General features: G+C 48.9%; 13 protein-coding genes and 1 riboswitch. Of the genes, 11 read left to right on the top strand and 2 right to left on the bottom strand.

Going from position 1 to position 12,394, the window contains the following annotated elements:
• Positions 1-8 precede the first annotated feature (8 nt).
• The 4 genes from rsgA (at position 9) to ACZGCQ_RS07320 (ending at position 2,931) form a co-directional block, all read left to right on the top strand.
• On the top strand, positions 9-914 hold the full coding sequence (gene rsgA, locus ACZGCQ_RS07335; RefSeq protein WP_214727094.1) for a ribosome small subunit-dependent GTPase A: 906 nt from the start codon (positions 9-11) through the stop codon (positions 912-914).
• Positions 915-916: 2 nt separating this feature from the next.
• Positions 917-1,573: a ribulose-phosphate 3-epimerase gene (gene rpe / locus ACZGCQ_RS07330; RefSeq protein ID WP_481265948.1), complete on the top strand. Its 657-nt coding sequence runs from the start codon at positions 917-919 to the stop codon at positions 1,571-1,573.
• Positions 1,574-1,595: 22 nt separating this feature from the next.
• A riboswitch (TPP riboswitch) is annotated at positions 1,596-1,705 on the top strand.
• A 61-nt stretch (positions 1,706-1,766) separates the two neighbouring features.
• Positions 1,767-2,327, top strand: coding sequence for an energy-coupled thiamine transporter ThiT (gene thiT, locus ACZGCQ_RS07325; RefSeq protein ID WP_481265947.1), 561 nt, complete (start codon positions 1,767-1,769; stop codon positions 2,325-2,327).
• 1 nt (position 2,328) lies between these two features.
• Positions 2,329-2,931: a thiamine diphosphokinase gene (locus ACZGCQ_RS07320; protein WP_481265946.1), complete on the top strand. Its 603-nt coding sequence runs from the start codon at positions 2,329-2,331 to the stop codon at positions 2,929-2,931.
• 54 nt (positions 2,932-2,985) lie between these two features.
• On the opposite strand, the gene ACZGCQ_RS07315 is transcribed toward ACZGCQ_RS07320, so the two are convergent.
• Together ACZGCQ_RS07315 and rpmB are read right to left on the bottom strand one after the other, a co-directional pair.
• Positions 2,986-4,389, bottom strand: coding sequence for an amino acid permease (locus ACZGCQ_RS07315; protein WP_481265945.1), 1,404 nt, complete (start codon positions 4,387-4,389; stop codon positions 2,986-2,988).
• A gap of 140 nt (positions 4,390-4,529) precedes the next feature.
• Positions 4,530-4,718, bottom strand: coding sequence for a 50S ribosomal protein L28 (rpmB, locus tag ACZGCQ_RS07310; RefSeq protein ID WP_023468758.1), 189 nt, complete (start codon positions 4,716-4,718; stop codon positions 4,530-4,532).
• A gap of 283 nt (positions 4,719-5,001) precedes the next feature.
• Between rpmB and ACZGCQ_RS07305 the strand changes: the two genes are divergently transcribed.
• From ACZGCQ_RS07305 to plsX, 7 genes are all read left to right on the top strand, one after another.
• On the top strand, positions 5,002-5,364 hold the full coding sequence (locus ACZGCQ_RS07305; protein ID WP_023468757.1) for an Asp23/Gls24 family envelope stress response protein: 363 nt from the start codon (positions 5,002-5,004) through the stop codon (positions 5,362-5,364).
• A gap of 25 nt (positions 5,365-5,389) precedes the next feature.
• On the top strand, positions 5,390-7,063 hold the full coding sequence (locus ACZGCQ_RS07300) for a DAK2 domain-containing protein (protein ID WP_029342102.1): 1,674 nt from the start codon (positions 5,390-5,392) through the stop codon (positions 7,061-7,063).
• Positions 7,064-7,163: 100 nt separating this feature from the next.
• Entirely contained in the window at positions 7,164-7,826 is a 663-nt protein-coding gene (gene sdaAB / locus ACZGCQ_RS07295) for an L-serine ammonia-lyase, iron-sulfur-dependent subunit beta (protein WP_047393774.1), read from the top strand.
• Between the two features lie 4 nt (positions 7,827-7,830).
• Positions 7,831-8,727 carry an L-serine ammonia-lyase, iron-sulfur-dependent, subunit alpha gene (gene sdaAA, locus ACZGCQ_RS07290; RefSeq protein WP_023468754.1) on the top strand — a complete coding sequence of 299 codons (897 nt, stop codon included), beginning with the start codon at positions 7,831-7,833 and terminating at the stop codon, positions 8,725-8,727.
• Positions 8,711-10,741: an ATP-dependent DNA helicase RecG gene (gene recG, locus ACZGCQ_RS07285; RefSeq protein ID WP_214727112.1), complete on the top strand. Its 2,031-nt coding sequence runs from the start codon at positions 8,711-8,713 to the stop codon at positions 10,739-10,741. Before sdaAA ends, recG begins: the two co-directional genes overlap by 17 nt.
• 85 nt (positions 10,742-10,826) lie before the next feature.
• Positions 10,827-11,396 carry a transcription factor FapR gene (gene fapR / locus ACZGCQ_RS07280; protein ID WP_023468752.1) on the top strand — a complete coding sequence of 190 codons (570 nt, stop codon included), beginning with the start codon at positions 10,827-10,829 and terminating at the stop codon, positions 11,394-11,396.
• Positions 11,393-12,388 (top strand): phosphate acyltransferase PlsX, encoded by a 996-nt coding sequence (gene plsX, locus ACZGCQ_RS07275; protein ID WP_029342098.1) that lies wholly within the window; start codon positions 11,393-11,395, stop codon positions 12,386-12,388. Before fapR ends, plsX begins: the two co-directional genes overlap by 4 nt.
• Positions 12,389-12,394 lie beyond the last annotated feature (6 nt).

Below are 12,394 nucleotides of genomic sequence, written 5' to 3'. Positions count from 1 at the left end.
TGCATAGGATGACGGAACAACGCATCGAAGAGAATCGAGAAGGAACGATCATACGTTTGCAGGGCGGCTTTTATGATGTCATGACACCAGAAGGAGAGGTTCGTTCACGAGCAAGAGGGAATTTCCGAAAACGCGGCATCAGTCCAGTCGTCGGAGACGAAGTCGTTCTTCATATCGAAAGTGAGACCGGGTATATTCTCGAAGTGAAGGAGCGGGACAACTTTTTAGTACGCCCTCCAGTCGCGAATATCGATCAGGCATTGCTGGTCGTTTCGGCGGCAGAACCTGATTTTTCAGCGCACTTGCTCGACCGATTTCTCGTCTTGATCGAAGCGAAGGAAATTCAACCTGTCATCCTGTTGACGAAGATGGATTTGCTGGACGATGTCAAAGGACCGGCTGTCCGAGACGCCATTGCCGCTTATCGAAAAATTGGATATACAGTCATCGAGACATCAAGTGAGACATTGACGGGTGTTGAGCAAGTCCGTCCGTTACTTGCTGGAAAAACGAGCGTTCTCGCGGGACAATCCGGTGTTGGTAAAAGTTCATTGCTCAATGCACTGGAGCCCTCTCTTGATTTAGAAACGAGTGCGATCTCGAAATCACTGGGACGTGGCCGCCATACGACACGACACGTCACGTTGATGCCGCTTGCGGAAGGATTGATCGCCGATACGCCAGGGTTCTCGAACCTTGATTTTCCGTATGAAATGGAAATCGAGGATGTACGATGGAGTTTCCCAGAATTCGTAGCTGTACAAGATGATTGCAAATACCGAGGTTGTTTGCATTTGAATGAACCCGGTTGTGCCGTCAAAGAAGCTGTCGAAGCACGAGAAATCATGTCCTCTCGTTATGAGAACTATGGTATGTTTATAGACGAAATCAAGAATCGAGCCCGGAGGTATTGAAGATGATTAAAATTGCACCATCTATCTTATCAGCAGATTTTGCGAATCTCGAGCGTGATGTTAAAGCAGTCGAAGCGGCAGGAGCGGACTATATCCATTTTGATGTCATGGATGGTCAGTTCGTACCGAACATCTCATTTGGATTACCTGTGCTTAGCAGTTTACGTCAAAAGACGGATATGGTCCTTGACGTCCATTTGATGATTGATCAACCCGAACGTTTCGTCGAAGATTTCGTCAAGGCAGGGGCAGACATCGTGACATTCCACGTCGAAGCAACGAATCATGTCCATCGCGTCTTGCAACAAATCAAAGCAGCGGGCGCAAAGGCAGGGGTCGTCTTGAATCCGCATACGCCGTTATCAACGATTGAACACGTTCTTGAGGACGTCGACATGGTCTTATTGATGACGGTCAATCCGGGCTTTGGTGGACAGGCATTCATCGAGAGTGTCATGCCGAAACTCGCTTCACTTGCGCAAATGAAGGCAGATCGTGGTCTAACATTCGAAATCGAGATTGATGGTGGCGTCAATCCGGAAACGGCAAAACTTTGTATTGATAACGGTGCGAACGTTCTTGTCGCAGGATCAGCAATCTACAATGCACCAGATTATGCAGAGGCGATCACTAGCATTCGTCAAGGGGCTGCCGTATAATAAAGACGAGAAAACGAAATATGATGACCGCAAGGGGTGTCGCTTGAAAAGCGGCTGAGAGGAGTCTTTTAGACTTTAACCCTTCGAACCTGTTCCGTTCAAACGGACGTAGGGATGTGGCGCACGCAGGCAGTACGGCGTTCGTCGTACTGCCTTTTTGCGTCCTCTCGTACAATGAAGGAGGAAAAATAGCATGAAACGGTTACAAATGATGATGGAAATTGCCATCTTCGCCAGTCTCGGAGTCGTCTTTGATTTACTGATTCCATTCAAAATGCCACAAGGAGGCTCCATTAGCTTAGCGATGCTACCGATCTTCGTCATGGCATTTCGCCACGGTGTCATCGGGGGTGTCGTCACGGGAGCGCTTGTCGGTACGATTCAATTGATGTTCGCTCCACAAGTCTTGACGATCGTTCAACCGATGCTTGACTATACGATTGCGTATGGTGTCGTCGGATTAAGTGGTCTGTTCGCACGTCAAGTCAGACAAGCCGCGCGCAATGGACAAAAGAAAAGCTTAATGGCGTTCGTTCTCCTTGCGACGTTATTAGGAGCAGGGCTCCGCTATATTTGTCATGTCATCAGCGGAATCGTCTTCTTTGCCGAGTATGCTGAAGGTCCAGTCGTACCGTATTCATTGATTTATAACGCAACATACATGGTACCGTCTTACGTTCTTTGTGGTGTCGTTGCGGGTCTTTTATTCACGACTGCGCCACGCTTACTACGTTATTCGGCACGAGGTGTCTGAGATGCGGGCGATTCTCGTCTGTGCCGGTCCGCAAGAAGAAGTGCCGGATTTACGGACGTTTTGTCAGCCGGGTGATTTCATCGTCGGTGTCGATGGCGGTGTTCAGACGGTCGAATCGTTTGGGCTGACCTGTGATATGACAATCGGTGATTTCGATTCACTTGGCTATGTACCTGAAGGGGCAATCGTTCATCCGGCTGAGAAAGATGAGACGGATCTTGAACTTGCCCTTCGTACAGTGTCTGAGAGGGAACAGCATGAGGAGATCATCATCATCGGGGCGACAGGTGGAAGGCTCGACATGACTGTTCAAAATGTCTATTTGTTGAAGCAATATCCAGAGGCGCGACTTGTCACGAAACGAGAAGAGGTGCGATACTTGGCAGCGGGAACGTATGCAGCCGAAGTAGGGAGCTATCATTATCTTTCTTTCATTCCACTTGTGCCGTCGACCTTAAGCTTATCCGGAGTCAAATATCCACTTGATGCCCATCCAATACCCGTTGGAGGTTCTTTGACGGTCAGTAATGAATGGCGTGCGTCAGAAGCGAAAGTAGAGCTCCATCAAGGAGAACTATTGATGATGCGGACGCTTAAGGAATAGAATAATTATACGAAAGAGGCCGTGGATGATTCCGCGGCCTCTTTTTGTATGAAATTATTCTTCGAGTTGAGAAGGGGCGACACGGATGTCGCTTTGGGCAGATAGATGTTTTCCTTTGACGAAAAGATGATAACTTCCCCACATGACAAGGAAGAAAGGAACACCGATGTATAGCGCGATTCGTTGATCCGCTTGAAACGCTAGACTGACGAGGACAACGACGTTTAGCGTCAACGATATCAACGGTAACACTGGATAGAGTGGTGTCTTGAATTTTAATTCGGATAAATCGTGTCCGTTTCGTAAAAACTGACGACGAAATGCGAGCTGAGAAGCAGAGATGGAAATCCAGCCGACTTGAGCGCCAAGTCCGGCTAAGGACAAGAGCCAAATAAAGACGGTATCCTCTGCGAAAAACGCGGTCAGGAGCGATAACATCGCAAACATCATCGTAAAGAGTAAAGCGCGCATTGGCACACCACGTGCATTGACGTAAGATAATTTCTTTGAAATCATCCCTTCTTGCGCCATCGCCCATAACATCCGGGTCGCCGCATATAATCCGGAGTTTCCGACGGATAATAACGCTGTCAAGACGACGATGTTCATCAAATCAGCAGCGTACGGGATACCGATCGCATCAAAGACCATGATGAACGGGCTGCTGATTCCTCCAGCCGTCTCATACGGGATTAATGCACCAACGATCGTAATCGATAAGACGAAGAAGATGAACGTACGCCAGACTGTATTCCGGATGGCTTTTGGAATCGATTTTTCTGGCGTGTCGGACTCCCCAGCCGCAACACCGATCAATTCCGTTCCTTGGAAGGCGAAGTTGACAGCAATCATCGTCGTCAAGACGCCAAGAATCCCGTTTGGAAACCAACCGATTGCCGTAAAGTTCGCGAATAACGAGGTTGGACGATCTGCTTCCATCGGTAACCAGCCGAACCAAGCAGCGCCACCTAGAATGATGAAGAAAAGGATCGCGAGGACCTTCAAACTCGAGAACCAGAATTCGGCTTCACCGAATGCTTTGGCTGAGACGGCATTCAGACCGAACAGTAAGACCGTAAAGACGGTACACCAGACGACGACGGGTACATTCGGGAACCAGCGGTCCATCAAACTGCCAGCTGCCGTGATTTCGAGTGCGACCGTCACGGCCCAGCCGAGCCAATAAATCCAACCGACGGCAAAGCCAATTCCTGGTCCAATGAAGCGGGTCGTATAGGTCTGGAAGGACCCCGAGACCGGCATATAGACCGCTAATTCCCCTAGACACAACATCGTCAGATACATGATGGTCCCACCCACGATGTAACTGAGGACCGCCCCGAGAGGTCCTGCTTGTGAAATTGTTAATCCTGACCCTAAAAATAATCCTGTCCCGATGATTCCCCCGAGTGAGATCATGAACAGGTGTCGACTCGTCATCTCTCGTTTGAGTTGCATGATGACTTCCCCCAATTCTGACAAAATAAAGTACGTTCCTATTGTAAGCGTTTTCAATAAAAGCGACAATTAGTTTATGAGAAAAATAAATGAGGGTATAAAAAAACCGGAAGGGAAGATTCCCATCCGGTGGTTGCGCCTTATACGCGTTCGACTTTACCTGATTTAAGAGCTCGAGCTGAAACCCAAACCTTTTTCGGCTTACCGTCGACGAGGATACGTACTTTTTGTACGTTGACTCCCCAAGTACGTTTTGTTTTGTTCAATGCGTGTGAACGGTTGTTACCCGACTTTGGCGATTTCCCAGTAACGTAGCATTTACGTGCCATGCGTTCCGCCTCCTTTTATGTTGTTTTGCGTTCGTCCTAATAGACACTTTGCTATCTTAGCATGGTGTCAGGGCGGTTGCAACATAAAAAAAGTAGCTGACAAGAAAAAAACTTGACAGACAACCTCGAAATTTAAAATAATGGATGAGGATGATGGTAAAAGTTCATTTGACCGCTACTATTTTTCACTTATTCATTGTATAGTCAGTACGGCGACTTTTCAATAGTAGGTCCTTATAGTAGAATTATGAGAAGAATACAATATTCAAAGGGGGCTACTCAGGTGGCGATCGAGATGAAAACGACCTATGGAAAGATTGATGTAGATAATGATGTCGTCGCGCAACTTGCGGGCGGCGCAGCAATGGAATGTTTTGGTGTCGTTGGTATGGCATCCCAGTCTCAAATCAAGGATGGTCTTGCAGAACTCTTAAAACGCGAGAACTTTGCACGCGGTGTCATCGTTCGACAGGCTTCAGAGCAGGTCCATATCGATATGCATATCATCGTAAGTTATGGAACGAAAATCTCAGAGGTGGCGAATAACGTACAGAGTCGCGTGAAATACACGCTCAGTCAGGCACTAGGTCTTGACGTGACATCTGTGAACATCTTTGTCCAAGGAGTCCGCTTGACGAATGTCTAAGGCGGGAATAGAGGAGGAAACTTTAGTGAGTGTAGATCGTTTAACAGGAGCGCAGTTAGTCAAGATGATTCAAAATGGCGCGGCGAATCTCTATCAAAACGCAGATTTCGTCGATTCATTGAACGTCTTCCCTGTGCCAGATGGTGATACGGGAACGAACATGAATTTGACGATGACTTCAGGTGCAAAAGAAGCAGGTAAATCAACTTCGGATTCTGTATCGGAAGTCGCGAACGTCTTCGCACGTGGATTATTGATGGGAGCACGCGGAAACTCTGGCGTCATCTTAAGCCAATTGTTCCGTGGATTCTCGAAATCAATCGAAGGTAAGACAACGATTGATACGAAGGAATTCGCAGATGCGTTGCAAAAAGGTGTAGATACAGCATACAAAGCAGTCATGAAACCGGTCGAAGGAACAATCTTGACGGTTGCCCGTGAAACAGCTGTCGCTGCTATCGCACAATCTGAGACGACGACGGATTTCTTAGAGTTGATGCGTCAACTCGTCGAAGCGTCGAAAGTATCGCTCGACGGTACACCAGAACTTCTTCCGGTATTAAAAGAAGTAGGCGTCGTTGACTCTGGTGGTCAAGGTCTCGTCTGTATCTATGAAGGATTCCTCGCAACGCTCGAAGGAAAAGAACTCGACAAGCCGCATGCGCCTGTCATGGAAGCACTCGTCGAAGCAGAGCATCACAAAACGGCTCAAAGCTTCATGTCGACGGAGGAAATCCATTACGGTTACTGCACGGAAATCATGGTTCGTTTCCAGGATGACAAACTTGCGAATGCACCGTTCAGCGAAGAAGACTTCCGTAACGAATTAGCGGAATTCGGTGATTCGTTGCTTGTCGTCGCGGATGAAGAACTCCTTAAAGTTCACGTCCACGTCGAAACACCAGGAGAAGTCATCACAAAAGGACAACGTTTCGGTGAACTCGTCGCTGTTAAGATTGAAAACATGCGTCAACAACACTCAACAATCCTTGAAGAAGAAGGCGCGAACCAAGTCACTCCAGTTGCTGCACCGAAGGCAAAAGCGAAAGCAGCCCTCGTGACAGTCGCAATGGGTGAAGGAATCAGTGAACTCTTCAAATCACTCGGTGTCAGTGTCGTCATCGAAGGCGGACAAACGATGAACCCATCAACGGAAGATATCGTTAAGGCGATCGAGGATGCACACGCGGAACACGTTTATGTCTACCCGAACAACTCGAACATCATCATGGCGGCTGAACAAGCAGCATCTGTCGCGAATTGTGGTGTGACGGTCGTGAAATCAAAAACAGTCCCACAAGGTTTAGCAGCAACAATCGTTTATAACCCGGAAGCGACTGTCGAAGAGAACGAAGCGCATATGGCGGATGCGATTGCAGCTGTTAAGTCGGGTCAAGTCACATATGCTGTACGTGATACGAACATCGATGGTGTTGAAATCAAGAAGGACGACCATATGGCGATTGCTGAAAAACAAATCGTCGCTACAGACGGATCAAGTCTTGGTGCTGTCAAGAAACTCGTCGATACACTCGTCACGGAAGATGATGAGATCATCACGGTTCTTTACGGTGAAGGCGTCTCAACAGAAGAAGTTGACGCACTCGTCGCGTACATCGAATCGGTTAATCCGGATGCTGAAGTGGAAGTCCACGACGGTAAACAACCACTTTATTCGTACATTTTAAGCGTCGAATAAAACCATCATACTGAAAAAGGGCGACTAGCCTTTTCACGAATCCCACCATCTGCGATAATAGAGGTGGGATTTCGTTTGTTTCATAGAGAGGGGAAAAGAGATGAAATATCGTAGCGTCTTTGACATCATCGGACCAGTCATGGTTGGTCCATCAAGCTCGCATACAGCGGGAGCTGCACGGATTGGATTGATGGCGGGTAAATTATTCGGGGAAACACCTACTGTCATCCACATCACGTTTTATGGGTCATTTGCTGATACGTATCGCGGACATGGAACGGATGTGGCGATCATTGGCGGGGTTCTCGGATACGACACGTTCGACGACCGGATTCCACAATCGATCGATATCGCGAAGTCGAAAGGGATTGAGATTCATTTCGAGACGAGTGAGGCGTTGACGGATCATCCGAATACGGCACGTGTCCACTTGTCGAATGGATTAGAAGAGTTTGAATTGGTTGGTATTTCAATCGGTGGGGGAACGATTGAGATCACGGAATTAAATGGTGTACCGCTTCGTTTGTCCGGTGGGGGACCGGCACTCGTCGTCTTACACCATGACCGCTTTGGTGCGATTGCAGCCGTGACGAGCATTTTGGCTGATTACGAAATCAACATTGGGCATATGGAAGTGTCACGGCACGAAAAAGGAAAACAAGCACTCATGGCAATTGAGATTGATGACCGGATAACGGCAGAAGTGTTGGAAGAAATCGATCGGTTACCTCAAGTCGAGCGTGCCGTCATGATGGGAGAGTGAAAACATGTTTAAATCCGTAAAAGAACTCGTCGCCATCGCGACGGAACGAAACATTCCGATTTCGGAAGTCATGATCGAGCAAGAGATGACGGTTCGTCACTTAGAGCGGGATGAAGTTTACGCGATGATGGAGCGAAACCTACAAGTCATGGAAGAAGCAGTCGCTCGTTCACTTGATGGTGATGGTGTCCAGTCGGTGACAGGACTAACCGGTGGGGATGCTGTCTTGCTTCAACGGTACCGTGCTTCAGGTAAAGGATTATCCGGTGATTTATTACTGGACGCCGTTAGTAAGGCAATCGGAACGAATGAAGTCAATGCTGCGATGGGAAAAATTTGTGCGACACCAACGGCAGGGAGTGCCGGCGTCGTGCCAGGTACGTTATTTGCGGTCAAAGATCGCTTAAACCCAACGCGTGAGCAGATGTTACGCTTCTTGTTCACATCCGGTGCGTTCGGCTTCGTCGTCGCGAATAATGCGTCGATTTCCGGAGCAGCTGGTGGCTGTCAGGCAGAAGTTGGTTCAGCAACAGCGATGGCAGCAGCTGCGATCGTTGAGATGGCAGGCGGGACGCCGGATCAGTCAGCGCATGCTTTTGCGATCGCGCTGAAGAACATGCTCGGACTCGTCTGTGATCCTGTTGCAGGACTCGTCGAAGTACCGTGCGTCAAACGAAATGCAATGGGTGGGGCGAATGCCGTCGTCGCTGCCGATATGGCACTCGCTGGAATCACGTCACGGATTCCGTGTGATGAAGTCATCTCAGCCATGCATGAGATTGGTCAGATGATGCCATCTGCGCTTCGCGAGACAGCAAAAGGCGGACTCGCGAATACGCCGACGGGTCGCTGGCTCGAAGCGAAAATCTTCGGAGAGTTATCGAATGAATCCATCACGTGACGTCAAGACGCTAAAAGGTGTCGGACGGGATTTGGCGAAAAAACTAGAAGAGATGAATATTCTTACCGTTGCGGACGTGCTCGAGCACGTCCCGTTTCGTTATGACGACTTCGTGACGGGAAGTCTAACGGAAGCGATTCATGAGGATAAAGTCAAGTTCACGGGTCAAGTCCAGTCTGAACCACTTGTGCGCTATTACGGTAAAGGAAAGAATCGTTTAACGTTCCGTCTGCTCGTTGAAGAACGATATAGTGTGACGGTGACGATGTTCAACCGAGCATTCTACAAAGACCAACTACAACTCGGGGCAGAAGTGACGGTCAGTGGCAAATGGGATTTGCACCGAATGACGATCTCTGCGACGGAACTACAATTCGGAGCAATCGAAGGTGAATTGACACCGGTCTATTCGTTACGTGGCGACATGCGGATGAAGACATTTCGACGCGTCGTCGACTTGGCGTTCAAGGAGACTGAGGCATTGGCTGAACGGATACCGGATAGCATCCGGAAGACATACCGGTTACAAGATCGGATGACGATGCTAAAGGCACTTCATTTCCCGACGAATCGAAAAGAGTTAACGGCAGCTCGTCGGAGTTATGTCTATGAGGAGTGTCTTTATTTTCAGCTGAAGTTACAGGCATTACGTCTTGGACGAAGAAAAGGTCAAGGGATTGCCTTGCCTCTGCACGAAGCGGATATAGCGAATTTCATCAAGAGTCTACCGTTTCCACTGACAGGAGCGCAACAGCGCGTGACAAAAGAAATCCTAGACGACATCAGTCGCGGCGAACGAATGAATCGGTTGTTGCAAGGGGACGTTGGAAGCGGGAAGACCGTCATCGCTGCCATCGCCTTGTTCGCGACGGTTCGTGCCGGAAGACAAGGCGCCTTAATGGTGCCGACCGAAATTTTAGCGGAACAGCATGCAGCGTCGCTCGCCCCATTGCTTGAACCACTTGGCATTCGGGTTGGTCTACTGACGAGTTCGGTTAAAGGGAAAGCACGGGTGCATTTACTAGAAGCCCTCGTGACAGGAGAGATTGACGTCTTGGTCGGAACACATGCGCTGATTCAAGACACCGTCCAGTTCAAGGCATTACACCTTGTCATCACCGATGAACAACATCGCTTCGGTGTCGAACAACGGAAACGATTGCGCGCGAAAGCCGAACAGGCAGATGTATTATATATGACAGCGACACCGATTCCGCGTACGCTTGCGATATCGGTCTTTGGAGATATGGATGTTTCGATCATCGATGAGATGCCGGCGGGACGAAAGGAAATCGAGACCTACTGGGCGAAACCACAACAGATGGAGCGCGTTTTCGGGTTCGTCGAGAAAGAATTGTCGCAAGGAAGACAAGCCTACGTCATCACGCCATTGATCGAGGAATCCGAATCACTTGAAGTTCAAAATGCGATTGAATTACATGCGATATTGACCGAGAGGTTCAAGCCCTATCATGTCGGTTTGATGCATGGGCGCTTGACTTCTTCCGAAAAAGACGAAGTCATGCAGGCGTTCAAGGAGAATACCGTTCAAATCCTTGTTTCAACGACTGTTGTCGAGGTCGGCGTGAACGTTCCGAACGCGTCGATCATCGTCATTCATGATGCAGAACGCTTCGGTCTTGCGCAATTACACCAATTAAGAGGACGCGTCGGTCGAGGTGATGCCCAGTCTTATTGTATTCTAATCGCCGATCCCTCTTCCGATACGGGAAAAGAACGGATCAAGACGATGACGGAGACGAACGATGGCTTCAAGCTAGCGGAAAAGGATTTGAAACTGCGCGGAGCCGGAAATTTCTTTGGTACCGAACAAAGTGGTTTACCGCGATTCGTCTTGACTGATCCTGCGCTCGATATACAAGTCATGGAAACCGCGCGACAAGATGCAGTCCGTTTACTGCGATCGGACGCCTTTTGGCAAGCGCCGGAATATGATGTCTTACGTGACTATATCGAACGACAAGGGCTACTTGAAGGAGAAAGAATCGAATAATACTTGAAAGTGAACAACAAGGGATATATACTACTGTTAGTACCAGGTAATAATAGTGGTCATCCTTCTTGTGGGAGGAACATACATGCGGGTACCTAAAAAAGAGAGACAACAAGAATTATTACAGACGATCGAGCAAAATCCGTTCATCACGGATGAAGCGCTGGCGACACGATTCCGTGTCAGTATCCAGACGATTCGTCTCGACCGGATGGAATTAAAGATTCCGGAATTACGGGAGCGAATTAAACACGTCGCGACCGAACGGCTGGATGATGTGCGTACGTTGACTGAAAATGAAGTCATTGGTGATATGATTGACCTGAAACTCGATACATCTGCCATCTCGATCCTTGAGATTTTGCCGGAACATGCATTTAGTCGGAATGCAATCGCCCGCGGACATATTTTGTTCGCGCAGGCAAACTCGCTTGCGATTGCACTCATCGATGATGAACTCGCGTTGACGACACGTGCGAACGTCCAGTTCACACGCTCCGTTCACGTCGGAGAACGCGTCGTTGCGAAGGCGTTCGTCAGTTCCCATCGTCAAGATGGGCGTTCTGACATCACGGTGGAGAGTTATGTCGGTGAAGAATGTGTCTTCATCGGTGAGTTCACGGTGTATCGAAGTAGTAAGGAGGAATCGAAATGATTTTAGCAGTTGACGCTATGGGGGGCGACCACGCACCCCGTGCCATCGTAGAAGGGGTCGTTGCCTATTTGGCAGAACGTCCAAACGAAGACATCGATATCCGACTAGTCGGAGATGAGTTGAAATTACGCTCATACACAATCGAGGATCCGCGCGTGACGATCGTCCACGCGGCATCCGTCATCACCGGAGAAGATGAACCGGTACGTGCGATTCGCCGCAAGAAAGATAGCTCACTCGTTGTGGCTGCAAACCTGGTGAAATCAGGAGAAGCAGATGCCTTGATTTCAGCAGGAAACACGGGAGCGCTCATGACTGCCGGATTGTTCGTCATCGGTCGAATCGAAGGAGTTGACCGTCCTGCACTGGCCCCGACTTTCCCGACACGTAATGGGAAAGGTGTCGTCATCTTAGATGTTGGCGCCAACCCGGATGCGAAGGCAGAGCATTTGCTCGATTATGCCATCATGGGGTCTGTCTACGCAGAACAAGTTCGCGGCATCACACGTCCGAAAGTCGGACTCCTGAATATCGGATCAGAAGCCGGTAAAGGGAATGCACTGACGAAGGAAACGTATCCGCTACTTGAGACAGCACCGATTCATTTCGTTGGGAACGTCGAGGCGAGAGAAGCGATGAGCGGTGACGTCGATGTCATCGTCACGGAAGGTTTTGCCGGCAATACGTTACTTAAGAGTACAGAAGGGGCTGCCAGTATGATCATGGGTGTCATGAAGGAACAGTTCATGAGCTCGTGGACATCAAAGCTCGCCGCTCTCGTACTGAAACCGAAGTTGAAAAAAATGAAGCAGTTGCTCGCTTATGAAGAATATGGCGGTGCTGGACTATTCGGCATTGCGGCTCCGGTCATCAAGGCGCATGGTTCAAGTAATGCCTACGCATTTAGCCGAGCGCTCGTTCAAGCGGAAAAGATGGTCGAACAAGAAGTCGTTGCCAAAATCGTTCAAGCGAAGGCAACAGAAGCACGTTAAGAAGGA

The sequence above is a fragment of the Exiguobacterium sp. HSB13 genome (assembly GCF_056764755.1).
Note: the sequence above shows the minus strand (reverse complement) of the source record. Positions and strands in the feature narration are given on the sequence as shown.

Bases quoted from the DNA above. Each gene is read 5' to 3' on its own strand.
- rpe (WP_481265948.1), top strand. From the start codon at position 917: ATGATTAAAATTGCACCATCTATCTTATCAGCAGATTTTGCGAATCTC.
- plsX (WP_029342098.1), top strand. From the start codon at position 11,393: ATGATTTTAGCAGTTGACGCTATGGGGGGCGACCACGCACCCCGTGCC.
- ACZGCQ_RS07320 (WP_481265946.1), top strand. From the start codon at position 2,329: ATGCGGGCGATTCTCGTCTGTGCCGGTCCGCAAGAAGAAGTGCCGGAT.
- rpmB (WP_023468758.1), bottom strand. From the start codon at position 4,718: ATGGCACGTAAATGCTACGTTACTGGGAAATCGCCAAAGTCGGGTAAC.
- thiT (WP_481265947.1), top strand. From the start codon at position 1,767: ATGAAACGGTTACAAATGATGATGGAAATTGCCATCTTCGCCAGTCTC.
- recG (WP_214727112.1), top strand. From the start codon at position 8,711: ATGAATCCATCACGTGACGTCAAGACGCTAAAAGGTGTCGGACGGGAT.
- sdaAA (WP_023468754.1), top strand. From the start codon at position 7,831: ATGTTTAAATCCGTAAAAGAACTCGTCGCCATCGCGACGGAACGAAAC.
- fapR (WP_023468752.1), top strand. From the start codon at position 10,827: ATGCGGGTACCTAAAAAAGAGAGACAACAAGAATTATTACAGACGATC.
- ACZGCQ_RS07315 (WP_481265945.1), bottom strand. From the start codon at position 4,389: ATGCAACTCAAACGAGAGATGACGAGTCGACACCTGTTCATGATCTCA.
- rsgA (WP_214727094.1), top strand. From the start codon at position 9: ATGACGGAACAACGCATCGAAGAGAATCGAGAAGGAACGATCATACGT.
- sdaAB (WP_047393774.1), top strand. From the start codon at position 7,164: ATGAAATATCGTAGCGTCTTTGACATCATCGGACCAGTCATGGTTGGT.